30 protein-coding genes, 1 tRNA gene and 2 pseudogenes are annotated in these 26,560 nt (G+C 63.7%); 23 read left to right on the plus strand and 10 right to left on the minus strand.

The features are described 5' to 3' along the window. Positions 1-449 precede the first annotated feature (449 nt). The 3 genes from FJ934_RS22770 to FJ934_RS22780 all read right to left on the minus strand — a co-directional run bounded on the left by FJ934_RS22770 (position 450) and on the right by FJ934_RS22780 (position 3,034). Positions 450-526 (minus strand) — tRNA-Arg (locus FJ934_RS22770). Between the two features lie 261 nt (positions 527-787). Continuing rightward, on the minus strand, positions 788-1,717 hold the full coding sequence (locus FJ934_RS22775; protein WP_140612660.1) for a DUF1003 domain-containing protein: 930 nt from the start codon (positions 1,715-1,717) through the stop codon (positions 788-790). A 423-nt stretch (positions 1,718-2,140) separates the two neighbouring features. Then, entirely contained in the window at positions 2,141-3,034 is an 894-nt protein-coding gene (locus tag FJ934_RS22780; RefSeq protein WP_140612662.1) for a D-alanyl-D-alanine carboxypeptidase family protein, read from the minus strand. A gap of 201 nt (positions 3,035-3,235) precedes the next feature. Here FJ934_RS22780 and FJ934_RS22785 point away from each other — a divergent pair, with 201 nt between their 5' ends. From FJ934_RS22785 to FJ934_RS22795, 3 genes are all read left to right on the plus strand, one after another. Beyond that, the gene (locus FJ934_RS22785; RefSeq protein WP_140612664.1) at positions 3,236-4,336 is read left to right on the plus strand and encodes a hypothetical protein; all 1,101 of its coding nucleotides are present in this window, start codon (positions 3,236-3,238) and stop codon (positions 4,334-4,336) included. A 95-nt stretch (positions 4,337-4,431) separates the two neighbouring features. Further along, positions 4,432-5,043 (plus strand): nucleoside triphosphate hydrolase, encoded by a 612-nt coding sequence (locus FJ934_RS22790; RefSeq protein ID WP_140612666.1) that lies wholly within the window; start codon positions 4,432-4,434, stop codon positions 5,041-5,043. Between the two features lie 93 nt (positions 5,044-5,136). Beyond that, positions 5,137-5,454 carry a hypothetical protein gene (locus tag FJ934_RS22795; RefSeq protein ID WP_140612668.1) on the plus strand — a complete coding sequence of 106 codons (318 nt, stop codon included), beginning with the start codon at positions 5,137-5,139 and terminating at the stop codon, positions 5,452-5,454. 53 nt (positions 5,455-5,507) lie between these two features. Here FJ934_RS22795 and FJ934_RS22800 read toward each other — a convergent pair whose 3' ends face one another. The 3 genes from FJ934_RS22800 to FJ934_RS22810 form a co-directional block, all read right to left on the minus strand. Continuing rightward, entirely contained in the window at positions 5,508-6,212 is a 705-nt protein-coding gene (locus FJ934_RS22800) for a glutathione S-transferase N-terminal domain-containing protein (protein WP_140612670.1), read from the minus strand. 148 nt (positions 6,213-6,360) lie between these two features. Further along, positions 6,361-7,569 carry a beta-ketoacyl-[acyl-carrier-protein] synthase family protein gene (locus FJ934_RS22805; RefSeq protein WP_140612672.1) on the minus strand — a complete coding sequence of 403 codons (1,209 nt, stop codon included), beginning with the start codon at positions 7,567-7,569 and terminating at the stop codon, positions 6,361-6,363. Positions 7,570-7,573: 4 nt separating this feature from the next. Then, positions 7,574-7,828 (minus strand): acyl carrier protein, encoded by a 255-nt coding sequence (locus FJ934_RS22810; RefSeq protein WP_140491308.1) that lies wholly within the window; start codon positions 7,826-7,828, stop codon positions 7,574-7,576. 202 nt (positions 7,829-8,030) lie between these two features. Between FJ934_RS22810 and FJ934_RS22815 the strand changes: the two genes are divergently transcribed. Genes FJ934_RS22815 through FJ934_RS22835 form a run of 5 tightly spaced genes read left to right on the plus strand, consistent with a single transcriptional unit; the run spans position 8,031 to position 10,389 of the window. After that, a complete protein-coding gene (locus tag FJ934_RS22815; protein WP_140612674.1) occupies positions 8,031-8,873 on the plus strand; it encodes an urease accessory protein UreD in 843 nt (280 codons plus the stop codon). 13 nt (positions 8,874-8,886) lie between these two features. Then, entirely contained in the window at positions 8,887-9,189 is a 303-nt protein-coding gene (locus FJ934_RS22820) for an urease subunit gamma (protein WP_140612676.1), read from the plus strand. Between the two features lie 10 nt (positions 9,190-9,199). Further along, positions 9,200-9,454 (plus strand): DUF1272 domain-containing protein, encoded by a 255-nt coding sequence (locus FJ934_RS22825; RefSeq protein ID WP_140612678.1) that lies wholly within the window; start codon positions 9,200-9,202, stop codon positions 9,452-9,454. A 35-nt stretch (positions 9,455-9,489) separates the two neighbouring features. Continuing rightward, positions 9,490-10,077, plus strand: coding sequence for a HupE/UreJ family protein (locus tag FJ934_RS22830; RefSeq protein WP_140612680.1), 588 nt, complete (start codon positions 9,490-9,492; stop codon positions 10,075-10,077). 6 nt (positions 10,078-10,083) lie between these two features. Further along, the gene (locus tag FJ934_RS22835; RefSeq protein ID WP_140612682.1) at positions 10,084-10,389 is read left to right on the plus strand and encodes an urease subunit beta; all 306 of its coding nucleotides are present in this window, start codon (positions 10,084-10,086) and stop codon (positions 10,387-10,389) included. Positions 10,390-10,487: 98 nt separating this feature from the next. On the opposite strand, the gene FJ934_RS22840 is transcribed toward FJ934_RS22835, so the two are convergent. Both FJ934_RS22840 and FJ934_RS22845 read right to left on the minus strand, forming a co-directional pair. Beyond that, complete coding sequence (locus FJ934_RS22840) at positions 10,488-10,982, minus strand: hypothetical protein (protein ID WP_140612684.1); 495 nt, start codon at positions 10,980-10,982, stop codon at positions 10,488-10,490. Between the two features lie 111 nt (positions 10,983-11,093). Further along, a complete protein-coding gene (locus tag FJ934_RS22845; protein ID WP_140612686.1) occupies positions 11,094-11,471 on the minus strand; it encodes a hypothetical protein in 378 nt (125 codons plus the stop codon). A gap of 167 nt (positions 11,472-11,638) precedes the next feature. Here FJ934_RS22845 and ureC point away from each other — a divergent pair, with 167 nt between their 5' ends. From ureC to FJ934_RS22885, 8 genes and pseudogenes are all read left to right on the plus strand, one after another. Next, complete coding sequence (ureC, locus tag FJ934_RS22850) at positions 11,639-13,351, plus strand: urease subunit alpha (RefSeq protein ID WP_140612688.1); 1,713 nt, start codon at positions 11,639-11,641, stop codon at positions 13,349-13,351. 98 nt (positions 13,352-13,449) lie between these two features. After that, positions 13,450-14,044 (plus strand): annotated as a pseudogene (locus FJ934_RS22855) (hypothetical protein). A gap of 42 nt (positions 14,045-14,086) precedes the next feature. Beyond that, positions 14,087-14,692, plus strand: coding sequence for a glutathione S-transferase family protein (locus tag FJ934_RS22860; protein WP_140612690.1), 606 nt, complete (start codon positions 14,087-14,089; stop codon positions 14,690-14,692). Next, positions 14,689-15,279 carry an urease accessory protein UreE gene (ureE, locus tag FJ934_RS22865; RefSeq protein WP_140612692.1) on the plus strand — a complete coding sequence of 197 codons (591 nt, stop codon included), beginning with the start codon at positions 14,689-14,691 and terminating at the stop codon, positions 15,277-15,279. The genes FJ934_RS22860 and ureE overlap by 4 nt, the downstream gene beginning before the upstream one ends. Further along, the gene (locus FJ934_RS22870) at positions 15,272-15,943 is read left to right on the plus strand and encodes an urease accessory protein UreF (protein ID WP_140612694.1); all 672 of its coding nucleotides are present in this window, start codon (positions 15,272-15,274) and stop codon (positions 15,941-15,943) included. The genes ureE and FJ934_RS22870 overlap by 8 nt, the downstream gene beginning before the upstream one ends. Next, the gene (locus FJ934_RS22875) at positions 15,940-16,380 is read left to right on the plus strand and encodes a DUF3995 domain-containing protein (RefSeq protein ID WP_140612696.1); all 441 of its coding nucleotides are present in this window, start codon (positions 15,940-15,942) and stop codon (positions 16,378-16,380) included. Before FJ934_RS22870 ends, FJ934_RS22875 begins: the two co-directional genes overlap by 4 nt. Further along, positions 16,377-16,985: pseudogene (gene ureG / locus FJ934_RS22880) on the plus strand (urease accessory protein UreG); the annotation flags it as partial. The gene FJ934_RS22875 and the pseudogene ureG, both read left to right, overlap by 4 nt. Positions 16,986-17,089: 104 nt before the next feature. Then, entirely contained in the window at positions 17,090-17,857 is a 768-nt protein-coding gene (locus tag FJ934_RS22885; protein WP_140612698.1) for a class II aldolase and adducin N-terminal domain-containing protein, read from the plus strand. A 205-nt stretch (positions 17,858-18,062) separates the two neighbouring features. Here FJ934_RS22885 and FJ934_RS22890 read toward each other — a convergent pair whose 3' ends face one another. Next, entirely contained in the window at positions 18,063-18,695 is a 633-nt protein-coding gene (locus FJ934_RS22890; protein WP_140612700.1) for an HAD family phosphatase, read from the minus strand. Positions 18,696-18,938: 243 nt separating this feature from the next. On the opposite strand from FJ934_RS22890, the gene FJ934_RS22895 reads away from it, so the two are divergent. Then, complete coding sequence (locus tag FJ934_RS22895; RefSeq protein ID WP_140612702.1) at positions 18,939-19,898, plus strand: sugar-binding transcriptional regulator; 960 nt, start codon at positions 18,939-18,941, stop codon at positions 19,896-19,898. Between the two features lie 64 nt (positions 19,899-19,962). Here FJ934_RS22895 and FJ934_RS22900 read toward each other — a convergent pair whose 3' ends face one another. Beyond that, complete coding sequence (locus tag FJ934_RS22900; RefSeq protein ID WP_140612704.1) at positions 19,963-20,148, minus strand: hypothetical protein; 186 nt, start codon at positions 20,146-20,148, stop codon at positions 19,963-19,965. A 110-nt stretch (positions 20,149-20,258) separates the two neighbouring features. Between FJ934_RS22900 and gcvA the strand changes: the two genes are divergently transcribed. The 6 genes from gcvA (at position 20,259) to FJ934_RS22930 (ending at position 26,371) form a co-directional block, all read left to right on the plus strand. Next, entirely contained in the window at positions 20,259-21,164 is a 906-nt protein-coding gene (gene gcvA / locus FJ934_RS22905; RefSeq protein ID WP_140612706.1) for a transcriptional regulator GcvA, read from the plus strand. Between the two features lie 228 nt (positions 21,165-21,392). Beyond that, a complete protein-coding gene (locus tag FJ934_RS22910; protein WP_140612708.1) occupies positions 21,393-22,703 on the plus strand; it encodes a sugar ABC transporter substrate-binding protein in 1,311 nt (436 codons plus the stop codon). A gap of 122 nt (positions 22,704-22,825) precedes the next feature. Continuing rightward, complete coding sequence (locus FJ934_RS22915) at positions 22,826-23,698, plus strand: sugar ABC transporter permease (RefSeq protein WP_140612710.1); 873 nt, start codon at positions 22,826-22,828, stop codon at positions 23,696-23,698. Positions 23,699-23,708: 10 nt separating this feature from the next. Further along, complete coding sequence (locus tag FJ934_RS22920; RefSeq protein ID WP_140612712.1) at positions 23,709-24,533, plus strand: carbohydrate ABC transporter permease; 825 nt, start codon at positions 23,709-23,711, stop codon at positions 24,531-24,533. A gap of 66 nt (positions 24,534-24,599) precedes the next feature. Next, entirely contained in the window at positions 24,600-25,598 is a 999-nt protein-coding gene (locus FJ934_RS22925) for an ABC transporter ATP-binding protein (RefSeq protein ID WP_140612714.1), read from the plus strand. A gap of 2 nt (positions 25,599-25,600) precedes the next feature. Beyond that, positions 25,601-26,371 carry an L-iditol 2-dehydrogenase gene (locus FJ934_RS22930; protein WP_140612716.1) on the plus strand — a complete coding sequence of 257 codons (771 nt, stop codon included), beginning with the start codon at positions 25,601-25,603 and terminating at the stop codon, positions 26,369-26,371. The last annotated feature ends 189 nt before the right edge of the window (positions 26,372-26,560 follow it).

A 26,560-nucleotide genomic window follows, 5' to 3' on the forward strand; every position in this document is an offset into this window, starting at 1 on the left:
GCCACGACCCTTGGTTGAGTTTTGATGGAACGAGGACTCGCATGACGGGCTTAGGCAGCGCTCTCCGTCGCAAAAACATGCGAACTGTGGTTCGTCCATGCAATGCAACCGACACTTCGCAGCTTTTTGTTAACCTGAGTTCGGCGCCATGAGACGCCTGGGGTTGGAATGTCTCACTTTCTGCGTGATGCCACGTGCATTTATCACCCAAGACTGTTCACACGAACTGCTAGCCGAATAGCTGACTCCTACCTTCCTAGGCAACGCGCGATCGGTGCTGGGGGTTTATGAACGGCTGTCTCTGCAGAGAATGGTGATACGAGCCCGACTATACTGCGTCGATCGGCATCGGTCGGCCAACGAAGAAAGCGAGTTACTTCGGTGGTTTTTGCTTCGACGCAAGCTGCATCACTTTGTGGGTGCAACCAGCTGAAATGCAGAGCGAAATCTGGCGCACCCGACAGGATTCGAACCTGTGACCTCTGCCTTCGGAGGGCAGCGCTCTATCCAGCTGAGCTACGGGTGCTTTCCGGCGATGCGGAAAACGAACCAGCCGGTGAACCGGCAAGTCACGGCTTCTTAGCGGAAGCGGGCGCGGGCTTCAACGGGCAATTGGCGATTGTGCGGCGCCCCGTGATGCGATGCGAGGTGCCCCTGTCACTGATGCGGGCTATTTGCATATGGCGCTCCCCCTCTCCGTCTCGGCTCCGCCGAGCCACCTTGCCGGGGCGAGCCACGGGTCTCGCCCGTCCTTCGGACCCCCTATTCCACGGGGACTAGCAACCCGTCACTCCCCCACTTCACTCTTCACTGCCCTGCGTCTCACGCCACGCGTCGCCCGTTTCGCCTTTTTCGCTCCCGCCAGCTCGTGCATGGCGTCGAGCTGCATCTGCTGCATTTCGGCCAGCCGCGTCCATTGGCGCGAGATGAGGTAGTCGAGTTTTTCATGCAGGTGGCGCACTTCGAGCTCGGCCTTGAGGTTGACGCGGTAGTCGTTGAAGGAGCGCAGGCGGTCTTTCACTTCCTGGCGCTTCTGGCTCATCATGATGACAGGCGCCTGGATGGCGGCGATGCAGGAGAGCAGCAGGTTGAGCAGGATGAAGGGGTAGGGGTCGAAGGCGCCGGCCATGCCCTCGAACAGGTTGATGCCGATCCACACCAGAAGCACGCTTGCAAACGAGATCAGGAACCACCAGCTGCCGCCGAAGGCGGCCATGTTGTCGGAGATGCGGTCAGCGAAAGAGCGGTGCTCCTCGAACTCCTCTTCCGAGTTTTCGGAGATCGTGTCCTGCCGGGCGATCGATTCCACCACTTGGCGGTCGAGCTCGGAGAATTCGCCGTGCTCCTGCTGCAGCAACTCCTCCATGTAGCGCATGCGGTAGCGGCCGAGTTCCTCGCGGCTGATGCGGGCGCCCCTGGGCAGGTCAGGATGGTCGGAGCGGATGCGGTCGGCGAGGCTCGGCCTGAGATCGTCGATGCGCACCAAGTCGCGCTTGCGGAATTTGCGGCCCGAGATCGCCGACGGCTTCTTCTTCGGCTTTATCCGCGACGCGCCGGGGCCGGCCGGTTCGGAGTCCGGCACTTCGGGCGTGTCGAAATGCTCGTCCGAAACCCCGTGCAAATCCTCCTGAGTGGTCGGCGCCTCGAGATATTCGCCGCCGCTGTCGTTCTGATTGTCGGCGGCTTGCTGCTCGGATGCCTTGGGAGTGGTGCTCATGATGGGCTCCTGCTGTCGCGCTGCACGGGAGGATACGCCGAGGTGGCGGGACATATCCACTGTCGGTTTCCGCAGCCTATGCCATGTCTTCCGCACGATTGCGTGACAGCTGCAAGACGATAGCCGGCTGCGGGTCTTTGGCGGCTCTTGGCGGGCTGAAGGCGGCGTATCATCTAGACATTCGAGATTAGCCGAAGCCTCTCGAACTTCGTCATCCACGGGCGGAGCAAGGAGCGCAGCGACGCGGCGCAGGCCCGAGGATCCATGCCGCGACTTCCAAAATGCCGCTGCGGTGCGGAACTCCGCTCTGCTGCACTCCGTGGCAAGGTCGCGGCATGGATCCCAGGGTCTCCGCGACGCCGCTGCGCGGCTGCTTCGCCCTGGGATGACGAAATCAAGGGCGGCGCCGATGCCCCTCTCTTGCTACTGCTGTTCGGCGAACATCAGCCTTGCCTTGCTGTCGGCCATCGCGGGCGACAGGCTGCGCTGGATCAGCGCCTCGACATGGTCGTTGCGCTGGCGGGCGCTGTCGGCGCCCATCACCACCACGATCAGCTGGCGGCCATCGGCATTGTAGGAGGTCACGATGTTGAAGCCGGAAGCCCTGATGTAGCCGGTCTTGATGCCGTCGACGCCGCGCACGCGGCCGAGCATGTCGTTGTGGCCGCGCACCAGCCTGCCGCGGAACATGAAATCGCTTTCGGAGAAATAGTGGAAATGCTGGGGAAAGCGCTGACGCAGGGCCATGCCGAGCACCGCCATGTCGCGCGCCGTCGTCACCTGGCCATTGTCGGGCAGGCCGGATGCGTTGCGGAAGGTGGTGCCGGTCATGCCGAGCGCGCGCGCCTTGGATGTCATCATGGCGGCGAACTGGTCCTCCGAGCCGCCGAGATATTCGCCGACCGCCACCGCTACATCATTGGCCGATTTGACGACGATGGCGCGAATGGCGGAATCGACGTCGATGGACTCCCCGCGCCGGAAGCGCATCTTGGTGGGCGGCTGCGAGGCGGCGTGATCCGACACCGGGATTTGGGTTTCCTTGGTGACGCGGCCGGAGTCCATCGCCTCGAACAGGAGATAGAGCGTCATCATCTTGGTCAGCGACGCCGGATAGCGCTGCGCCGTCGAGTTGACTTCGAACAGCTGCTTGCCGGTCCTGGCGTCGACGACGATCGCTGCGTATTTCTGCGGTGGCGCGGGCACGGCCAGCACCGAGTCCGGCGGGGTCGTGGTCGAGCAGCCGGCAACAAGCAGCAACAGGCCAAGAGCGACGAAAAGTCTCTGGACAAGCGGGAAGGAACGCAAATTGGACAAGGCAGGTCTGTTCTGGCGATGGGTTGCTGAGATGAGGCGAAGCTAACGTAACGCGATTGATGCGTCCATTTGGTTAATGGTGGTTAGCCCCAGGATTGTCCGCCTTCACAAGCACCGCTGATGCAAAATGCCGGTTGTGGCGCTTGCGCGAAGGGCGCCGAAAGGGTTCTGCTTGCGCCTTCAGAATCGGGTGAGCACGCTATGGATACCTGCACGATCACGGCCAAGGGCATTTCGGTTTCGCTCGATCTCACCGTCGGCCATATCGCCGACATGACCGTCGAGAGCGGCGGCCGCCTGATAAAACCGCTGCACCGCGCGCCATGGATTGATGCGGGCGAGGCGCTGCCCAAGGACCTGCCGCAAGGTACGGTCCGGCTGTCCGGCGACTTCCTGTGCGCGCCGTTTTCACGCAGCGATGTCGAGGCGGCGCCGCTGCATGGCTGGCCGGCCAATAGCGCCTGGGACGTGGTCGACAGCGGCGCGACGGAGGGCGGCTGGCGGGCCGTATTCCGGCTGCGGCACAGGGTCATGGGCGCCAGCGTCGACAAGATATTCACGCTCGTCGACGACCATCCTTTCCTCTATCAGGAACACGTGTTTTCTGGCGGTTCCGGCGCGATTTCCGTCGCCCATCATCCAATGACGGTGATGACGGGCGGCGGCAGGCTGGCCTTTTCGCCGAAGCGCCTTGCCGCGACGCCGGCCGATCCGCTGGAGCCGGACCCCGCGCGCGGCCGCTTCATGCTGGCCTATCCGGCGCGGTCGGCGGACCTTAGCCATTTTCCCGCCGCCGGCGGCGGCACGCTCGACCTGACGCAGTACTGCATGGAGGACCGGCGCGAGGATTTCGTCACGCTTGTCGAGGCTGACCATGGCGGGCCGGGCTGGACGGCGCTGGCGCGCCGTGCCGAGGAGGACCTTGTGCTGGTGCTGAAGAACCCGGCCGAACTGCCGGTCACCATGCTGTGGCTCAGCAATGGCGGGCGTGACTACGCACCCTGGAGCGGCCGTCACCTGGGCGTGCTCGGCATCGAGGATGGGCGCACGGCTGTCGGCCATGCCGCCTCGATCGGCGACAACTGGCTGAAGCGCGAAGGGGTGGCGACAGCGTTTACGCTCGGTGAAGGGCACAGTTTTTCCTTTCGCCATGTCATCGGCGCTCTGCCCCTGTCAGGCGGCACGCCGCCGCGGGCGATCGCCACGGCCAACGGCCAGATGCGGCTCTCGGCCGGCGACACCCAATGGAACGTCCCCTTCGACGACGATTTCCTGCGCATTGGCCAGCCCGTCCCTGTTTGAGCCGGGTTGCGCAACACGGGGTTTGAAATTTCCAGCGAGTGCCGCCAAAATGCGGCGGAAACACCATGCCGATCATCCAGGCAAGTGAGGCTCCCATGTCCGAAATCGCCCACCTGGCCGCCACCATCTTCAAGCGCGCCGGCAAGGCAAAGCGCTTCATCGTCGCCATTGCCGGGCCGCCCGGCGCAGGCAAGTCGACGCTGTCGGCCGGCCTGCATGACCTGCTGCCGGAAGGGGCCGTGGAAGTCGTGCCGATGGATGGCTTCCACTACGACGACGTCGTGCTCGACCAGCGCGGCCTGCGCGCGCGCAAGGGCGCGCCGGAAACCTTCGATTTCGCCGGCTTCGAAACCTTGCTGAAACGCATTCGTGCCGGCGAACCCGACATCGCCATCCCGGTCTTCGACCGCAGCATGGAACTATCGCGTGCGGCGGCGGCGATCATCGGCACCGAGACCAAATTCATCTTGGTCGAAGGCAATTATCTGCTGCTCGATGAGGAGCCGTGGTCGCGGCTGGCGCCGCTGTTCGATTACTCGATCTTCGTCGAGGTGCCGCGCAACGAACTCGAACGCCGCCTGATGGAACGCTGGCACGGCCATGGGCGTTCCGACGAGGATGCGCGCGCATGGATCGCCTCCAACGACATGCCCAACATCGAACGGGTGCTGGCACGGCGCCGGGTCGCCGATCTGATCATTGGTTAACCCGCTTAATTTTCGATATTTTTTGACGGGAACCTTAAGACTTTCGCGCCGTTATGGCCGAGAACCCGATTGTTTGGCGTAAGGGATTTTCCAATGGCAACCAAGGCAAGAAAACCCGCAGCCGCCAAGACCAGGTCCGCGAAGGCCAGTCAGGCGAAGGCCGGTGCCGGTCCAGCGCTTGCCGAGCGCTCGAAAGACGCGAAGGCCGCTTTCGGCAAGGCCGCGCCGAGAAAGGTCGTGCCGGCCGCCGCGAAGACAGCCAGCCCGCGTAAACCGGCGCCAGCCAAGACCGGTGCCGTTCGCACAGCGGCGAACATCGCGGCCGGCGCGGTGGTGGCAACTGCGCGCGGCGCTGCCTCGCTCGCGGCCTCCGTGATCGGCAAGGGCGGCCCGAAAGCAAAGACCAAGTAGCTGAGCGGCCCGGTCATCCGCGGCCAGGCAGCCAGTCTATTGGACAGGCCGCGTCAGTTCTTTGCCGGAATGGTCAGGCCCTTCCGCACCGCCGGTCGGGCCAAGCCGCGCTCCAGCCATGCCACCACATTGGCGAAGTCATCAAAACCGACAAGGTCGCGCGCTTCATAGAAGCCGATCAGGTTGCGCACCCAGCCGAGCAGCGAGATGTCAGCGATGGTGTAGTCGTTGCCCATGATCCATTTTCGACCCTTCAACCTGCCGTCCAGCACGCCGATCAGGCGCCGCGATTCATCGCGATAGCGCTCCAGCGGGCGCTTGTCGGCGATCTCGCGGCCGGCGAATTTGTGGAAGAAACCGACCTGGCCGAAGATCGGCCCGATTGAGGACATCTGGAAGAACACCCATTGGATCGTCTCGTAGCGCCGGGCTGCGTCCGCCGGGACGAGCAGGCCGGTCTTGTCGGCGAGGTAGAGCAGGATGGCGCCGGATTCGAACAGGCCGATCGGTTTGCCGTCCGGGCCGTTGGGATCGATGATCGCCGGGATCTTGCCATTGGGATTGAGCGACAGGAACTCCGGCGTCCAGCTTTCGTCCTTGCTGATGTTGATCAGGTGCGGCTCATAGGGCAGGCCGAGCTCTTCCAGGGCGATCGATATCTTCACTCCGTTCGGCGTCGTTGCCGAATAGAGCTGGATCTGGTCCGGATGTTTGGCCGGCCAACGGGTGGTGATCGGAAAGGCGGACAAATCGGCCATCGGGAACTCCTGCGGGGGATTTGCGCCAAGGGGCGCGGTGTGGCGGGATAGGCCAAGAATTATGCGCGCGACCCGGCATGATCAATATGCGGCGACAGTTTGGCCGCGCACGGACAGTCCACCGCCCGAGACAGATGGTGGCCCGGGATCAGATGGCCTTGAACGCCAGCACCGCGTTGGTTCCGCCGAAGGCAAAGCCGTTGCTGATCGCGGCGCGCACCTTGCGCTCGCGCGCGACATTGGGCGTCACGTCGAGATCGCAATCGGGATCGGGTTCGCGGTAATTCGCGGTCGGCGGAACGACGCCCTCGCGGATCGCCATGACACAGGCGATCATCTCCAGTCCGCCCGATGCGCCCAGGCAATGCGCATGCATCGATTTGGTCGAGGAAACCGACAGTGAGCGCGCATGCTCGCCAAAGACGCGCTTGATCGCGTTGGTTTCGATCTGGTCGTTGGCCTTGGTTCCGGTGCCGTGGGCGTTGAGGTAATCGATGTCCTCTGGATTGAGCCCGGCATCGGCGAGGCAGAAGCGCATTGCCGCTTCCGGCCCCTCGACTGTCGGAGCGACGATGTCGGAGGCGTCGGCCGAGAGGCCGGCACCGGCGATTTCGGCGAGGATGGTGGCGCCACGCGCCATGGCATGATCGTAGCTTTCAAGAACCGCCATGCCGGCGCCTTCGCCCAGCACCAGTCCCTGGCGATCGGCCGAGAACGGCCGGCACGTGTCGGGCGACAGCACGCGCAACGCCTCCCAGCCCTTGAGCACGCCCCAGACCAGCGGCGCCTCGGTGCCGCCGGCGACCATGACATCGGCGCGGCCGAGCCTGATCTGGTCGACCGCCGAGGCGATGGCATGGTTGGCCGAAGAGCAGGCCGAGGTGACGCCGAACACGGGCCCGCGCAGGCCCAGATGCATGCTGACCTGGCCGGCGGCAGCGCCAGGCATGACCCTGGGCACGGTGAAAATGCCGGCGCGGTTCTTGCCCTCGATCAGGATCGCCCGGTAGTTCTCCTCAATCGTCTCGAACCCGCAGACGCCGATGCCGATGACCGTGCCCATCCGGTAAGTGTTGTCCGCATGCGGGACGAGGCCGGACTGCTGCATGGCTTCCTTCGCCGCGATCACAGCCAGCAGGCTGAAGCGGTCCATCGACACCAGTTGCCTGCGCTCGATGCCGTGATCGGGCAGCGCCTTGATCTCGCAGCCGGTCTTGACCTTCAAATCGTGCAGGAAAGGATTGTCGATCGGGCCTATCGCCGAACGGCCGGCCCGCATCTCGGCCCAGATTGCCTGCGCATCGGCGCCTAGTCCGCACAGCCCACCAATGCCGGTAATGACGACGCGCTTCAGCATTCGGTCAGGCTTTTTTCGCGATCAGCGCGCGAACGGCCTCGACCATGTCGCCAACATTCTTGAGATTGCTCCAGGCATCGACGGTGTTCATCTCGATCTCGATGCCATACTGCTCCTCGAGATCGAAGATGATCTCCGTCAGCTCCAGAGAATGGATGCCGAGCGCCGTCAATTCGGTGCTGGTGGTGATTTCTTCACCGCCCGGCTCGGCATGGGCCTTGATCTTCTCGATGATTTCCGTTGCCAGCTGGTCAGCCATACGGTTTCTTCCCCACTTTGTCGTTTCCCGACGCCAACTGAACAGCGCCTTGTTGTCCTCGATATCAGGCCGCGACCGTCGCCTTACACCCCCGCCAGGCATCGCGTGACCGCACCAAGGTGGCTCCCTCTATAGAAACGGAAACGCCATCAAGCAACAAGCTATATATCGACAAAACCGCCGCAGTGCTTAACCTGACGGCGTGGACACCATCGAATATACGAGGTTTTCGGCCCCTCGCGCCCAGCGCGCCGCGGGCCTGGCACAGCTGGGCTGCGCCAGCGCAGGCGGCCGCACGCGGCTGCGGCGCCTCTATCAGGACGGCTCCGCCAAGATCAGGCTGCCGGCCGTTTCGGTCGAGCCGCTGGAAGCGGTCCTGATCAACACCGCCGGCGGACTGACCGGCGGCGATCGCCTCGAATGGGATGTGGATGTCGGCGCGGATGCCAGCGCCACGATAACGACCCAGGCCTGCGAGAAGGTCTATCGCGCCGCATCCGACCAAGCCGAAGTGCGGGTCAAGCTGACTGTCGGCGAAAACGGCCGCATCGTCTGGCTGCCGCAGGAAACCATCGTCTTCAACCGGGCGGCCTTCGCCCGCACGCTCGATGTCGAACTTGCCGCCGGAGCCGAGGCGCTGGTGCTGGAAGCGACGGTCTTCGGCCGGCTGGCGATGGGCGAACGCGCCACGCTGGGCACTTTCCGGGACCGCTGGCGAGTTCGCCAGAACGGTTTTCTCATCCATGCCGAGGATTTCCGCATCGGGCCTGACATCGCAGCAAGCATGTCCCGTCCGGCAGTCGCCGGAGGCGCAATCGCCATGGCCACGCTGTTGATGGTGTCGGCGCGGGCCGAGGATTTGCTCGATCCGGTGCGGGAAATCATCGGCGACCGGGGCGGTGCGAGCGCCTGGAGCGTGAAGAGATCTGGCAAGCTTCTTGCGAGGCTCTACGCCGAGGACGGCTACCAGCTGCGCCAGCGGCTGGTTCCGCTCGTCGGATTGCTCAGCGGAAGGGCGGGGCTGCCCAAATTATGGTCAATGTGATTCAGGAAACCGCATGAACCTGACGCCGCGAGAGAAGGATAAGCTGTTGATCGCCATGGCGGCGATCGTGGCACGCAAGCGGCTGGAGCGCGGCGTCAAGCTCAACCATCCGGAAGCGATCGCGCTGATTACCGATTTCGTCGTCGAGGGCGCCCGCGACGGCCGCCCGGTCGCCGAACTGATGGAGGCCGGCGCCCATGTCGTCAACCGCGCACAGGTGATGGAAGGAATCGCCGAGATGATCCATGACGTGCAGGTGGAGGCGACCTTCCCCGACGGCACCAAGCTGGTGACCGTGCACCAACCCATCCGGTGAGGAGAGAAAAATGCTTGAACTGCGCCCGAACTGCGAATGCTGCGACAAGGACCTGCCGCCCGGGGCGGCGGATGCGTTGATCTGCACCTTCGAATGCACCTTCTGTGCCGATTGTGTGGAACATGTGCTGGATGGGGTCTGCCCGAACTGCGGCGGCAATTTTTCGGCCCGACCGATCCGACCTGCCGCGATGCTGAAGAAATATCCGGCTTCGACGAAGCGCATCCTCAAGGCCGAAGGCTGGGGCCCGCGCAAGGCCGCGTGACCACCGCGGCACCGCAACCATGAAAGGCAAGTAGAATGATCCCTGCCAAACGCCTCTGCCTCTCTGCGATCCTGTTGATGGCCGCCGCCATGCCGGCCTATGCCCATGTCGGCGTCGGCACCACCTCCTCCCTGATGGCCGGCTTCATGCATCCGCTTTCCGGCCTCGACCACATGACCGCCATGATCGCGGTCGGACTGTGGGCGGCACTCAAGGGCGGCCGAGCGATCTGGGCCTGGCCGCTCGCCTTTATCGGCGTCTTGCTGGGCGGCGCGGCGCTTGGCATGGCCCATGTGCCGATGCCGTTCGTGGAGCCGGGCATACTGGCCTCCGTGGTGGCGCTCGGGCTGCTGGTGGCGCTGGCGGTCGATCTGCCCGTCTCGGCCGGGGTCGCCATCATCGGCCTGTTCGCACTGTTCCACGGGCACGCCCATGGCACCGAAGTGCCGGAAAATGCCGGCGGGCTTGAATACATGGCCGGCTTTGCCATCGCCACCGCGCTGCTCCATGCCGTCGGCATCGCCGCCGGCCTGAGCCTTGGCCAGAGGTTGCGTGGCCTGGCTCGCGTTGCGGGCGCGGCCTGCGCGGCGATCGGCGTCGGCCTCGCCTTCGGCGTCGTGTGATATCAGATGATCCCCGGCGAAATCATCCCCGCGCAAGGCGACATCGAACTCAACAAGGGTCTGCCGACCGTCACCCTGAAAGTCGCCAACAGCGGCGACCGGCCGATCCAGGTCGGCAGCCACTATCATTTTTTCGAAACCAATGACGGACTGAAATTCGACCGCGAACAGTCGCGCGGCATGCGCCTCGACATCGCCGCGGGCACGGCCATGCGCTTCGAGCCAGGCCAGGAGCGCGACGTCACGCTGGTGCCGCTTGGCGGCAAGCGCGAGGTCTATGGGTTCCAGCAGAAGGTGATGGGCAAGCTGTGAGTTTTGTGGCGTCTCGTGCGCGGCGCGCACAGCTTCCCAAGGGAAAGCGCCATGCGCTTTTCCCGGGAAACCCGCTTCACATTTCTCCTGGAATCGCTCTAGTCCGACGGCTTGGCGGCCGCGTAGATGACGATCTTCCCGGGATCATCGAACTCCACGGCGAGAACGTCCTCGGCAAGCACGCGCCGCGAATCGATGGCATTGTAAAGCAAGGCGTTGGCCTCGATCTCCTTGCGCAGTTCGGCGACATCCTCCTGATGCTGCCGGACCTTGTTTTCGATAGCCGGCGGCGGACCGCCCTCGCTGCGCGCGGCGTCGGTCAGGAACACGATGTCGACCTTGTCGAGCTTGGACGTCTTGCGCACCGTGCTGATGTTTTCACGCGTGCGGTCGATCGCCGAACTCACTTTATCGATTTCAGCTGTTGTCTTGGCTTCTTCCTGATTGACCTGCGAGCCGACGATCCGGTCGACGGTTTCCGGGCTTTCGAGGCCCTGCGCGTTCAGCGCGGCCTGGGGAAGGCTCGCGGCCAGAAACGCAGCCGCCGCGATGGCATGCAGCCATCGGGAATCGGGCAAGGTGATGACGGTCATCGTTGGCTTTCGGGGTTTGTTTCACTCAGGAAACGAAACGACTCCGGCCCTGCCACGGTTCCCTTCTTGAAGCGATCGGCGGACCGGTTACCGGCCCGCCGCGCCGATTCGTCAGCTGGCTTTCTTGGTGATCAGGGTCAGCGCGCCATTGGGCTCCATGCTGGCCGCGACCACCTGTGCCGAGGTCATTCCCTTGGCCTGAAGGGCGGACTTGACCTTGGGGGTGGCGTCGATCGAACTGCGCAGTTTCTGCAGCCCAGCATCGCCACGCTGGGCGATCACCTGATTGACCTGCGTCTGGGTATCCTTTGGCAGTTCGGTGATGTCGACAATGTTGACGCTCTGGATCGCCGGCGCGGCCTGCTGGCCGCCGGGCGCCGGCGATTTCGCCGCAGGGGCGGGCGTGGCCGGGGTGGGCTGTTGCTGGGCACTGGCGGCACCGGCCAGCATCAGGCTGGCGGCGGCTGCAAGAACTATCGATTTGCGCATGGATTTTCCTTCCATCGATTTGGCAAACGGTCGTTTTGGGGTGACCTGCCAACCTCAACCGCCAAATGGGATGAGAAGGTGTCGCCCAGCGGGTCATTGCGTGACCATTGGATGGCGGCAATGTGCAGCCCGGCTTCAACCGCAGCGCATTTCGGGAGCAATCGCCGATGGCCAGAATAACTCGTGCCGCCTACGCCCAGATGTATGGTCCGACGGTCGGCGACAAGGTCCGGTTGGCCGACACCGAACTCATCATCGAGGTTGAGAGAGATCTCACCGTTCATGGTGAGGAGGTGAAATTCGGCGGCGGCAAGGTGATCCGCGACGGCATGGGCCAGAGCCAGGTGCCGCGGGCGCAGGGCGCGGTCGACACCGTCATCACCAATGCGCTGGTGATCGATGCCGGCGCCGGCATCTTCAAGGCCGATATCGGCCTCAGGGGCGGACAAATCGCGGCCATAGGCAAGGCCGGCAATCCAGACACGCAAGACGGTGTCACCATCATCATCGGCCCCGGCACCGAGATCATCGCCGGCGAAGGCAAGATTCTGACCGCGGGTGGTTTCGACGCGCATATCCACTTCATCTGTCCGCAGCAGATCGAGGAAGCGCTGATGAGCGGCATCACCACCATGCTTGGCGGCGGCACCGGTCCGGCGCATGGCACGCTGGCCACCACTTGCACGCCGGGACCATGGCATATGGCCCGCATGATCCAATCCTTCGACGCCTTCCCGATGAATATCGGCCTGTCGGGCAAGGGCAACGCCTCGCAGCCGGCGGCGCTCGAGGAAATGGTGCTGGGCGGCGCCTGTTCGCTGAAGCTGCATGAAGACTGGGGCACGACGCCGGCGGCGATCGACTGCTGCCTGTCGGTCGCCGACACCTATGACGTACAGGTGATGATCCACACCGACACATTGAATGAATCCGGCTTTGTCGAAAACACCGTGGCGGCGATCAAGGGCCGCACCATCCACGCCTTCCATACCGAGGGCGCTGGCGGCGGCCATGCGCCCGACATCATCAAGGTCTGTGGCCTGCCCAACGTCATCCCGTCCTCGACCAATCCGACGCGGCCCTATACGGTCAACACGCTGGCCGAGCATCTCGACATGCTGATGGTCTGCCATCACCTGTCGCCGTCGATTCCCGAGGACATCGCCTTTGCTGAAAGCCGTATCCGCAAGGAGACGATCGCGGCGGAGGACATCTTGCACGATATCGGCGCCTTCTCGATCATCTCGTCGGATAGCCAGGCGATGGGCCGGGTCGGCGAGGTGGCGATCCGCACCTGGCAGACCGCCGACAAGATGAAGCGCCAGCGTGGCGCGCTGCCACAGGAAACCGGCGACAACGACAATTTCCGCGTCCGCCGCTACATCGCCAAATACACGATCAACCCGGCCATCGCGCACGGGCTGTCGAAGGAGATCGGCTCGATCGCGGTCGGAAAACGCGCCGACCTGGTGCTGTGGAACCCTGCCTTCTTCGGCGTCAAGCCGGACATGGTGTTGCTTGGCGGCATAATCGCCGCCGCCCCGATGGGCGACCCCAACGCCTCGATCCCGACGCCGCAGCCGATGCACTATCGGCCGATGTTCGGCGCCTTCGGCAAGGCGAGGACCAATTCATCCGTGACCTTCGTCTCGAAGGCCGCGCTCGAATCCGGTTTGCATGGCCGTCTTGGCGTCGACAAGCAGTTCGTCGCCGTCGAAAACACCCGCGGCGGCATCGGCAAACATTCGATGGTGCTCAACGACGCCACGCCGCATGTCGAGGTCGATCCCGAAACCTACGAGGTGCGCGCGGATGGGGAGTTGTTGACCTGCGAACCGGCAACGGTGCTTCCGATGGCGCAGCGGTATTTTCTGTTTTAAGGCAAAAACGGCGATTGCGACAGGTGCCGCAAAATCCGTTGCAGCAGAGGATTCGACACCGCAATATGCGGCCTCGAAAAGCCGCATCGTGATCACGCATGGCAACTGAACTAGCCTCACCCCACGACATCTTCCCGCATATCCGCATCGTCATGGGCATGGTGATCGGGCTCGGCGTCGCCCGCCTGCTGTCAGGGGTGGCGCGCATCGTCCAGCATCCCGGCCAATACCGGCTCTATCCCGTGCACCTGGCCTGGGTCGCCTCGGTGCTGTTGACGCTGGTGCATTTCTGGTGGTGGGAGTTTTGGCCTCTACGCCATCGAAACATGGACCTTCGGCAAGTACCTTTTCATCATCTTCTACGCCATCACGCTGTTCCTGCTCTGCGCGCTGCTGTTTCCGGACTCGATGCTGGACTACACCAGCTACGAGGACTTCTTCTATTCCCGCCGCGCCTGGTTCTTCGGCCTGTTGGCCGCGACCTACCTGCTCGATGTGATCGACACGCTGCTGAAAGGACCGGAGCATTTCGCCCGCTTCGGCAACGAATACCTGTTCCGCACGCCGGTCTTCGTCGCGCTCTGCATCGCCGCGATCCTGGTGCGCGACCGCCGCTTCCACATCGCTTTCGTCGCGGCAGCGCTCATCTACCAGATATCGTTCATCCTGCGGCTCTTCGACACGATCGTATGATTATAGCGGATGGTCTAGAGTCCGGGGAAAAGGCAGGTTCTCATGTACAAGGCCATCGGATCGCGCGGATCGCGGGTCAGCCGCGTTCTCTGGATGCTCGAGGAGCTCGGGCAGCCCTATGAATTCGCCGAGGTCAAACTGCGCTCGCCGGAAGCCTATGCGCTCAACCCGTCGGGCAAGGTGCCGATCCTGATCGACGGCGAGCTGACGGTGACGGATTCGGCGGCGATCTGCGTTTATCTCGCCGACAAGCACGCGGAGAAGGGAATGGGCGCCAGTCCGGGCGTTGCCGGCCGCGCCGAGATGGATTCCTGGATGCATTTTGCCCAGAGCGAGTTCGAGGCGCCGCTGTGGAACAAGCTGCGCCACCGCTTCCTGCTGCCCAAGGAAGTGCGCGTCGATGTCGGCCCCGCCGCAACGTACGACTTTGCCTCGGAGGTCAAGGCCTTGGACCGGCGGCTGGGCGACAGACCGTTCGCGCTCGGCGACCGCTTTTCGGCCGTTGATGTGTTGCTCGGTGACATGGGCGGCTGGGCGCGCGCCGGCCGCTTCCCGATCGACTCCGGCCGCGTCAGCGCCTATTTCGACCGGGTGCTTTCGCGCCCTGCCCGTGCGCGGGCACAAGCTAATGGCGGAGCCATGACATGAAGCTCGATATCAAGATCGATTTCACCAAATTCCCGCGCGCGGTTTCGGTGCTGACAGGAAACGAGGCCGGGACCACGGCGCCGGCGGGCCGCGCGGTTCTTGCTCATGATGAGCGGCATCTGCGCCGCCGCGCCATCGAACTCGCCGACGGCAGCAAGGTGCTGGTCGACCTGCCCGAGCCCGTTGCCCTGAACGACGGCGACCGGCTGGTGCTGGAGGATGGCCGCCACATCGAGATCGCCGCCGCGCCGGAAGAAGTCCATGACATCCGCGCCCGCGACGCCGTGCATCTGGCCGAGCTTGCCTGGCACATCGGCAACCGCCATCTGGCGGCGGCGATCGAGGCGCACCGCATCCTCATCCTGCGCGACCACGTCATCAAGGCGATGCTGCAGGGGCTGGGCGCCACGGTGACCGACGTCTCCGAGCCGTTCAAGCCGGTGCGCGGCGCCTATTCCGGCCATGGCGGCGCGCATGGACATGATCACGGCCACGCTCATGCCCACGCCGAAGCGCACAGTCATGGCCACAGTCACAGCGAGGCGCATTCACACAGCCATTCGCACGACCATCACGATCATGACTGACCAACCTTCGAACATGGCGCTGCTGCGGCTGATGGCGTGGCTGTCGCCAGCCTTTCCGGTCGGCGGCTTTGCCTATAGCCACGGCCTGGAGCGGGCGATGCATGATGGGCTAATTGCCGATGCCGGGAGCCTCGCCCAATGGCTGGAGACGCTGGTCGAGATGGGCTCCGGCTGGAACGATGCCGTGCTGTTCGCCGAGAGCTGGCGCCGCGCCCGCACAGCCGGCGATCTCGACGACGTCGCGGCACTGGCCGAGGCGCTCGCCGGCTCGCGGGAACGTCACGCGGAGACCACGCAGCAAGGCGCCGCCTTCCTGAAGGCCGCAGCCGCCTGGCCCAATCCGGTTCTGGAGCGCTTGCCGGCCGATTGCGCCTATTGCATTGCCGTCGGTGCCGCTGCCGGCGGCCATGGCATAGGGCTGCAGGACGCGCTGTCCGCTTTCCTGCAAGCCTTCTTCTCCAACCTCGTCCAGGCGGCCATCCGCCTCGGCACCATCGGCCAGAGCGAGGCCACCTTGCTGCTGGCCGGCTTCGAGCCGCTGGCCCTGGCAACCGCCGCCCGTGCTTCCCGCTCGACTTTGGATGATCTCGGCGGCTGCGCCTTCGTCTCCGAAATCATGGCGATGAAGCACGAAACCCAGTATTCGCGACTGTTCCGCTCATGATCCTGCTTGCCTTCATCCTCTCATTCGTCCTGCTGCTGATCACAGCGCTGCACGTCTATTGGGGCATCGGCGGCATCTGGCCGGGCAGGGATGCTGCGACCTGCGCCCGGGCGGTGGTCGGGTTTCGCGGCGTCGATGAAATGCCGACGCCTTTCGCCAGTTTCGCCGTCGCGGCGTGCCTTTGCCTGGCAACGCTCTGGCCGCTGGCGCTCATCGGCTTCTTTGCCTCGCCCTTTCCCCGCGAGGGCCTAGCCGCCACGTCGCTGCTCATCGGGCTGGTGTTCCTGGGGCGCGGTATTGCCGGCTTCACGCCGTGGTGGCGGCGGCTGGCGCCCGAACAACCTTTCGCCCGGCTCGATGTCCGCTACTATTCGCCGCTGTGCATGTTGATCGGGCTCGGTTTCGCAGTCCTTGCCATCACGGAGTTCCCAACATGACGCAGCCCAACGGTCCTCTTCGCGTCGGCATTGGCGGCCCCGTCGGCTCGGGCAAGACCACGCTCACAGAAAAACTCTGCAAGGCGCTGCGCGACGAATTTTCCATCGCCGTCGTCACCAACGATATCTACACCAGGGAAGACGCCATGATGCTGGCCCGGCTGCAGGCGCTGCCGGAGGACCGCATCGTCGGCGTCGAGACCGGCGGGTGTCCGCATACCGCCATTCGCGAGGACGCTTCGATCAATTTGCAGGCGATCGCCGAGCTGAACCGCAAATTCCCGAACCTCGACATCATCTTCATCGAATCCGGCGGCGATAACCTTGCCGCCACCTTCTCGCCTGACCTTGCCGATCTCACGCTCTATGTCATCTCAGTCTGCCAGGGTGAAGAAATCCCGCGCAAGGGCGGGCCGGCGATAACCCGCTCCGATTTCCTGATCATCAACAAGAGCGACCTGGCGCCCTATGTGAACGTCAACCTTGATGTCATGGAAAGCGACGCCGCCCGCATGCGCGGCAAGCGGCCGTTCGGCTTCACCGACCTGTCGCGCGGCAAGGGCCTGCAGGAAGTCATCGACTTCATCGTCGAGCATGGCGGGCTGAGGGCGAGCGCTACCGCGAGCACTGCAGCGTGGTCTGCACCAAACGAAAGCGGTTGCGGGCACCAGCGGAGCGCGGCATTCTTGCGAAAACTGGAGGATTTTTCATGAGCATTGCCCGCCTGCCAAGGGAAACGCTGATCAACCTGCCCTTTTACGAGGAGCGCGTCGATCTCGCCTGTGCCTTTCGCTGGACGGCGCGGCTCAACATGCACGAAGCGGTGGCCAACCATTTCTCGCTGGCGGTCAATGAAGGCGGCACAAAGTTCCTGACGAATCCCAACCAGGTGCATTTCTCGCGCATCAAGGCGAGCGACCTGATCGAGATCGATGCCAACGACCCCGACACGCTGTCCGGCCCAAATGCGCCCGACCCGACGGCGTGGGGCCTGCACGGCGCCATCCATCGCAATGTGCCGCACGCGCGCTGCGTCATGCATGTCCATTCCATCCACGCCACGGTGCTGGCCTCGCTCGCCGACTCGACATTGCCGCCGATCGACCAGAATTCGGCGATGTTCTTCAACCGCCATGTCGTCGACGCTCACTATGGCGGGCTGGCCTTCGAGGAAGAGGGCGAACGCTGCTCGCAGCTTCTCACCGATCCGAAGATCAAGGTGATGGTGATGGGCAATCACGGCGTGCTTGTCGTCGGCGATACGGTTGCCGATGCCTTCAACCGTATGTTCTATTTCGAGCGTGCCGCCGAGACCTATATCAAGGCGCTGTGGACCGGTCGGCCGCTGCGCACGCTGTCCGACGCCATCGCCGAGAAGGCCGCGGCCGAGATGGACGACTATCCTGGCCAGGCCGAGCGCCACCTCGCCGAGCTGAAGGCGATCCTCGACGAGCAGGAACCGGTCTACCGGAACTGAAGATCCCGCGTTTTAGCTGACGCTGCGGCTCTCGCGAGCTCCACTTGGTTTTGTGAGCTTGGCGCTGCCCCTCACCCTTACCCTCTCCCCGTGAAGAACGGGGAGAGGGGGCCAGCGATGGAGCTTGTCCCTTCTCCCCGTTCTTCACGGGGAGAAGGTGCCGGCAGGCGGATGAGGGGCAGCGCGAACCTATGTTAATTCTCGCTCAGAGCCCGAGTTCCCTGCGCAATTCCACCGCGCTGTTGATGACGATAGCGCCAGGCGGCCCTTCCATCGGCGCTTCCGGCCAGAAGATCGTCTTCATGCCTGCCGCGAGCCCGGCCATGGTACCCGGCCAGCTGTCGTCGACCGCAAACGCGTGCGCGGGATCGACGCCGGCAAGGTAAGCGGCGCGCAGGAAGGGCTCGGCGTGCGGCTTGCCTTCGCGCACATCGTTGCGGCTGATCGACTTCATGCCGGGATAGGTGAGGCCAACCATCCGCAGATTGGCGTCCACGATCATTCGGTCCGAATTGGAAACCACGGCCTGCTGCACGCCAAGCGCGCGCAATTCGTTGAAGACTTCGATGGCGCCGGGGCGCGGCTTCAGGCCCTCGACCAATGGCAGATAGTGCTCGTATTTGCGCATGATCCAGTCGTCGAAAGGCATGTCGAGGCCGAATTCGTCGCGCATCATCTCATAGACCGGCCAGGCGGCAACGCCCAGCACGCGCTCGTGCAGGTCGACCGGCGGTTCGAGCCCGGCATTGTGCATTGCCGCCACCAGGGCCGCCGCGTGCAGCGGTTCGCTGTCGACCAGCGTACCGTCCATGTCCCAGAAAACCGCCTTCGGTGTCATGCAGCGCTCCTTTTTGCGATCCCTTAAAGGGTTTGCGCCGGGAGATAAACCATCTGGGCGACAGAACGTGCCATCGGCCGGGACCAAGACCACCCGCTTTGTCCGACAGACCTAGTTGGCGGCAAAATCTCCCAGGCGCGATATCCAAGCATTTGCTCTTGAGATTGACAATTGCGCAGCAGACCGTTCCCTGCGAAACTAGAGGCGGACCGCTCGTGTGACCAGCGGTTTGGGAGGCAGGACGTGAATACCCGGCAGGATGGCGGCAGCAACAGGCTGGACGACGCGGCGCGCGCCGGCTGGCTCTATTATGTTGCCGGCAACACACAGGACCAGATAGCAGCTACACTCGGCATCTCGCGGCAGACCGCGCAGCGGCTGGTGTCGCTGGCTGTGTCGGAGGGCTTGATCAAGGTCCGCGTCGACCATCCGATCGCCAACTGCCTGGACCTTGCGGCGCGGCTGAAATCGCGCTTCGCGCTCGACCTCGTCGAGGTTGTGCCGAGCGACCCGACCTCGTCGTCGACGACAATCGGCATTGCCGAGGCGGCGGCAGCCGAGATCGAAAGGCGATTGAGATCGCCGAGCCCGATCGTGCTCGCGATCGGCACAGGCCGCACGCTGAAGGCGGCGATCGAACAATTGCCGCCGATGGAGTGTCCGCAGCACAAGGTGGTGTCCTTGACCGGCAACATCTCGCCGGACGGCTCGGCTGCCTTCTACAACGTCATCTTCACCATGGCCGACAGAGTCAAGGCGCGCTCCTTCCCGATGCCGCTGCCGGTCATCGCCTCCTCGCCGCAGGAACGCGAGATGCTGCTCAACCAGCCGATGATCCAGCCAACGCTGGCGCTCGCCGCCGAGGCCGACGTCACCTTCGTCGGCATCGGCGACCTCGGCCCAAAGGCGCCCCTCTACGAGGACGGCTTCATTTCGGAAACCGAGTTGAAGGCCTTGCAGAAGGCCGGCGGCATCGCCGAGATCGTCGGCTGGGTGTTCGATCGCGACGGGCGGATGATCGAAGGCATCACCAACGACCGCGTGTCGTCGGCGTCGCTGCCGTCGCGCGAGAGGTCGCTGGTCATCGCGCTGGCCATGGGCGAGCGCAAGCTGCCGGGCATACTGGCGGCCGTGAACCGCCGGCTGGTCAACGGGCTCATCACCGATGAGCGGACGGCGACCGCCCTTTTGGCCGGCGTCTGACCGACAGCCGCTGCTGCTGGCGGAACGGGTCGATGCCGTCCGCGTCGCGATAAAACCAACAGGGCTATCTGTGCCGCCCGAAAGGGTCGTTGCCATCGAGGAAACCGAGGTCGCGCTGCAGATGCGGCGACAGGTCCCTGATGTCGAGATGCGTCTTTTTTCTGATCGCGAACCAGCCAAAACCGTCCGTAAGCCACGAAATCCAGCGGTGATCCGGAGCGGGAGTGCACTTTTGCTGCGCCATGGTCATGCTCGTAAACCTTCGCTATCCTGAACCCGAATGACAGGTTGACACTGAATGTCGGTCTTGCCGGCCAGCTTTGCCAATCGAACGTCGATAAGGACCCATAAGGAGGTTTTATGCCGGACCTCAGCTCGCGCCAGGTTTCGCAACTCCCGCCGCTGCAGGCGATCCGGGTGTTCGAAGCGGTGGCGCGGCATCTTTCCTTCACCAAGGCCGCCGAGGAGCTCGCCATGACGCAGGTGGCGGTCAGCTATCAGATCAAGGTGCTGGAGGAGCGGATCGGAGCGCCGCTGTTCCTGAGGCGCCCTCGCCAGATTGCGCTGACCGAAGCCGGACAGCGCCTGGCACCGGCTGTCAGCGAAGCCTTTGCCATTCTCGGCCAGGCCTATGCCGCGGCGCGTGGCGGCGCGGATGGTCTGCTGTGCGTCACGACTGTGCTGACCTTCGCCTCGAACTGGCTGGCGCACCACCTCGGCTCTTTCCAGATTACTCATCCGTCGCTTGCCGTGCGGCTGGAGACGTCGAGCCGGCTAACGGATTTCGCCCGCGAGGATGTCGACCTCGCCATCCGCTCGGGCGGCGGCAAATGGCCGGGGCTGGAAGCCCACAAACTGCTCGACGCCGATTTTACGCCGATGCTGAGCCCCAAGCTCGCGGCGAGCATTGGCGGCATCAAGGAGCCGGCCGACCTGCTGCGGCTGCCGATCCTCGATCCGGGTGACATCTGGTGGACACAGTGGTTCGAAACCGCCGGCGTGCACGCGCACGACCTTGCCAAGCGGCCCGGCAGCAGCATGGGCGCGCAGGCCTACGAGGCCAATGCCGCGATCGCCGGCCATGGCGTGGCGATCCTGACCAGAGCGCTGTTCAAGGCCGAACTCGCCGACGGCCGCCTGATCCAGCCCTTCGACCTGGTCGGTGACGATGGCCACGCCTACTGGCTGGTCTATCCCGAGGCGCGCCGCAACGTGCCGAAGATCCGCGCCTTCCGGGACTGGCTGTTGGCTGAAATCGCCTGCTGATCGGCAGGCGACGGAACCAACATCCGATTTCAAAGATTTTGATCCCACTGCCTGGCCTCAGGCGGTGGCAACCCGGCCATTGCACCCCCCGAATCCTCGACCGTTCGTCGCCATTCTTGGGTCGCGTGCTGCGCTGCAGCATCGAATCCGTCTTGACACAATTAAGACTAAGTGAGTAATTGCTCACAGCCAAGGCAAATGCTCATCTTGGTTTATGGGAGGAATTTGATGAAACTTCGCACGCTCACCCTGGGCTTGTTGTCGGCCAGCGCCCTCGCCTTCGCCGCACATGCCGAATCCATCACCATCGCCACCGTCAACAATGGCGATATGGTCCGCATGCAGAAGCTGACCGACGACTTCACCAAGGCCAATCCCGACATCCAGCTCAACTGGGTCACGCTCGAGGAAAACGTGCTGCGTGAGCGCGTCACCACGGACATCGCCACCAAGGGCGGCCAGTATGACGTGATGACCATCGGCACCTATGAGGTTCCGATCTGGGCCAAGCAAAGCTGGCTCCTACCGCTCGACAAGCTCGGCGACGACTATGATGTCAAGGATATCATCCCGGCCATTGCCGGCGGCCTTACGGTCGACGGCAAGCTCTATGCAGCGCCTTTTTATGGCGAGAGTTCCTTCGTCATGTACCGCAAGGACCTGATGGACAAGGCCGGGCTGAAGATGCCCGATGCCCCCACCTGGGACTTCATCAAGCAGGCCGCCGACAAGATGACCGACCGCGCCAACGGCGTGAACGGGGTCTGCCTGCGCGGCAAGGCCGGCTGGGGCGAGAACATGGCCTTCCTGACCGCGATGTCGAACTCTTTCGGCGCCCGCTGGTTCGACGAGAACTGGAAGCCGCAGTTCGACCAGCCCGAATGGAAGAAGACGCTGCAGTTCTACGTCGACCTGATGAAGGCCGACGGCCCCGAGGGCGCTTCGTCGAACGGCTTCAACGAGAACTTGGCGCTGTTCCAGCAGGGCAAGTGCGGCATGTGGATCGACGCCACCGTCGCGGCGTCCTTCGTCTCCGATCCGAAGAACTCGACCGTCGCCGACAAGGTCGGCTATGCGCTGGCGCCCGACAACGGCCTGGGCAAGCGCGGCAACTGGCTGTGGGCCTGGTCGCTGGCCATTCCCGCCGGCACCAAGAAGGCTGACGCCGCAGAGAAGTTCGTGTCGTGGGCGACCAGCAAGCACTATGCGGAGCTCGTCGCGTCGAAGGAAGGCTGGGCCAACGTTCCTCCGGGCACGCGCTCCTCGCTCTACGCCAACCCCGAGTACCAGAAGGCGGCTCCGTTCGCCAAGATGACGCTGGAGTCCATCAACGCCGCCGATCCGACGCATCCAACCGTCAAGCCGGTGCCCTATGTCGGCGTGCAGTTTGTCGCCATCCCTGAGTTCCAGGGTCTTGGCACCACCGTCGGCCAGCTCTTCTCGGCGGCTCTTGCCGGCCAGTCGAGCGTCGACGATGCGCTGAAGCAGGCCCAGGACGCCGCCACCGCGACGATGACCGAGGGCGGGTATATCAAGTAAGGCTCCTCCCGGTGCCGAATGCCGGCCAGCTTGCTGACCGGCAACGGCCGCCCGAAACCCAGTTCGGGCGGCCGTCTTCAATGCCTCTGAAAATTCAGCCTGATCCTTGAAGGGTGACCGTCATGGCTACTCAGCAGACCCGTTCGCTTGCCCGATTCATGATGGCGCCTTCCGTGGTGCTGCTGTTCGTCTGGATGATCGTGCCGCTGATTTTCACCATCTGGTTCTCATTCCTCCAGTACAACCCGCTCAATCCGGTCCGCGATGGATTTGTCTGGTTCTCCAATTACAAGCTCTTCTATTCCAACCCGGCCTTCCTGCAATCGATCCTCAACACACTCACACTCGTCGTCAGCGTGCTGCTGATCACGGTGATCGGCGGCATCCTGCTGGCGCTGCTCATCGATCAGCCGATGTGGGGCCAGGGGATCGTGCGCATCCTCGTCATCTCGCCGTTCTTCGTCATGCCGCCGGTGGCCGCATTGGTCTGGAAGAACATGATCATGCACCCGCAATATGGCGTGTTCGCCGACATAGCGCGCTTCTTCGGGGCACAACCAATCGACTGGTTCGGGCAGCATCCGATGACGGCGATCATCATCATCGTCGCCTGGCAGTGGCTGCCTTTCGCGACATTGATCCTGCTCACCGCGCTGCAGTCGCTCGACGGCGAGCAGAAGGAAGCCGCCGAGATGGACGGCGCCGGCTTCATCAGCCGCTTCATCTATCTGACGCTGCCGCACATGTCGCGGGCGATCACCGTCGTCATCCTGATCCAGACGATCTTCCTGCTCTCGGTCTATGCCGAAATCCTGGTCACCACCAATGGCGGCCCCGGCTACGCCTCCACCAACCTGCCCTTCCTCGTTTACCAGAAGGCGCTGCTGGAGTTCAAAATCGGCCAGGCATCCGCGGGCGGTGTGATCGCCGTCATTCTCGCCAACATCGTCGCCTTCTTCGCCATGCGCGCCGTCGGCAAGAACCTGGACAGATAAGGAGGAAAAGATGGCACGCGCAGTCACCACCCGGCACAAGACCATCGCGACGGCAGCCGCCTGGATCGTCGCCCTGCTGATCTTTTTCCCGATCCTCTATACGATCATCACCTCGTTCAAGTCGGAACAGGAGGCGATCCAGGGCTTCAACCTGATCCCGTCGGGGACATTCGAGAGCTATTCCGAGGTTCAGGCGCAGAGCGGCTATTTCAAGTTCTTCCTGAACTCGGTGCTGCTCTCGGTCGGCTCGACCATCCTGGCCCTGTTGGTGGCGATACCGGCGGCATGGTCGATGGCGTTCTCGCCGACCAAGCGGACCAAGGACATCTTGATGTGGATGCTGTCCACCAAGATGATGCCGGCGGTCGCCGTGCTGTTCCCGATCTACCTGATCTTCCGCAACCTCGGACTGTTGGACAGCCGCATCGGCCTGATGGTGATGCTAATGCTGATCAACCTGCCGATCGTGGTGTGGATGCTCTACACCTATTTCCGCGAAATCCCCGGCGAGATTTTGGAAGCGGCGCGCATGGACGGCGCCTCGCTGTGGAACGAGATCATCTATGTGCTGACCCCGATGGCGGTGCCGGGCATTGCCTCGACCATGCTGCTCAACATCATCCTGGCCTGGAACGAGGCGTTCTGGACGATCCGCCTGACCACCACGGATGCCGCGCCGCTCACTGCCTTCATCAGTTCGTTCTCCAGCCCGCAAGGCCTGTTCTGGGCCAAGCTTTCGGCGGCCTCGACGCTGGCGATCGCGCCGATCCTGATCATGGGCTGGTTCAGCCAGAAACAGCTGGTGCGCGGCCTGACATTCGGTGCCGTGAAATAGCGGGCAGATCGTAGGCAGCGCCACGAACAAACAGACGGCGGACAATAACCCCTCGGGGAGGAAACCATGGGAAACATCACGCTCAAGAACGTCTCCAAATCCTTCGGATCGACGTCCATCATCCCCGGCCTCGACCTGGTGATCGAGAATGGCGAGTTCGTCGTCTTCGTCGGCCCGTCGGGTTGCGGCAAGTCCACGCTGCTGCGGCTGATCGCCGGACTGGAGGACACCAGCGGCGGCACCATCAACATCGACGGCCGCGACGTCACCGGCGAGGCGCCGGCCAAGCGCAAGCTCGCGATGGTGTTCCAGTCCTATGCGCTCTACCCGCACATGACCGTGGCCAAGAACATCGCCTTCCCGCTGAAGATGGCGGGCGAGGATCAGGCGACGATCGACAAGAAGGTGAAGGACGCGGCGCGCGTCCTGAACCTCACCAACTATCTTGAGCGCCGCCCGGGCCAGCTCTCCGGCGGCCAGCGCCAGCGCGTCGCGATCGGCCGCGCCATCGTGCGCCAGCCCTCGGCCTTCCTGTTCGACGAGCCGCTGTCCAACCTCGACGCGGCGCTGCGCGGCACGATGCGGCTGGAGATCAGCGAACTGCACCACCAGCTCAAGACCACGATGATCTACGTCACCCACGATCAGGTCGAGGCCATGACCATGGCCGACAAGATCGTCGTGCTGAACGCCGGCAATATCGAGCAGGTCGGCTCGCCGATGGAGCTCTACAAAAGCCCGAACAATCTGTTCGTCGCCGGCTTCATCGGTTCGCCGAAAATGAACCTCATCGAGGGCGCGCCCGCCACCAAATACGGCGCCAAGACCATCGGCATCCGACCCGAGCACATGCAGATCTCGACGACGGCGGGCGACTGGAAGGCGACCGTCGGCGTTGCCGAGCATTTGGGATCCGACACGTTCCTGCATGTCCAAGCCGATGGCGTGGGCCCACTGACGGTCCGCGCCGACGGCGAACTGGCCGTTCATCACGGCGACACGATCTACCTGACGCCAGACAAGGCCAAGCTGCATCGCTTCGGTCCTGACGGAAAGGCGATGTAAGCATGCGACTGGCTGGCAAATCGGCGCTGATCACGGGTTCGGCGCGCGGCATCGGCAAGGCCTTCGCCGAAGCCTATGTGCGCGAGGGCGCTATCGTCGCGATTGCCGACATCAACCTCGAGGCCGCGCAGAAGACAGCCGCCGAGATTGGCGGCGGCACCTATGCGGTGAAGCTCGACGTCACGGATCAGGCATCCATCGATGCCGCGGTAAAGGCGGTGGAGGACAAGGCCGGCGGCCTCGACATCCTGATCAACAACGCCGCCTTGTTCGATTTGGCGCCGATCGTCGAGATCTCCCGGGCGAGCTACGACAAGCTGTTCTCGGTCAATGTCGCCGGCACGCTGTTCACGCTGCAGGCGGCGGCACGCTCGATGATCGCGCGGGGCAAGGGCGGCAGGATCATCAATATGGCAAGCCAGGCCGGACGGCGCGGCGAAGGCTTGGTCGCAATTTATTGTGCCACCAAGGCCGCTGTCATCTCGCTGACCCAGTCGGCGGGGCTCGACCTCATCAAGCACCGCATCAACGTCAACGCCATCGCGCCCGGCGTCGTCGACGGCGAGCACTGGGACCACGTCGATTCACTGTTTGCCAAATACGAGAACCGACCGAAGGGCGAAAAGAAGAAGCTGGTCGGCGAGAGCGTGCCTTACGGCCGCATGGGCACGGCGCAGGATCTCACCGGCATGGCGGTGTTTCTGGCCAGCAGCGACGCCGAATACATCGTCGCCCAGACCTACAATGTCGATGGCGGCCAGTGGATGAGTTGAGGGGGTGAAAGCGCTCTTCTCCCCGTCCTTCACGGGAGAGGATGCCGGCAGGCAGATGAGGGGCATCGCAGCCATCGGAAGCGTTGGCGCTGCCCCTCACCCTTACCCTCTCCCCGTGAAGGACGGGGAGAGGGAGAATGATCAAGGCCGCAGCCCGGCCGAAGGGTAAAGCAGATGACCGTGAAACTC

Source organism: Mesorhizobium sp. B2-4-12 (assembly GCF_006441575.1).
In the GTDB taxonomy this organism is placed as follows: domain Bacteria; phylum Pseudomonadota; class Alphaproteobacteria; order Rhizobiales; family Rhizobiaceae; genus Mesorhizobium.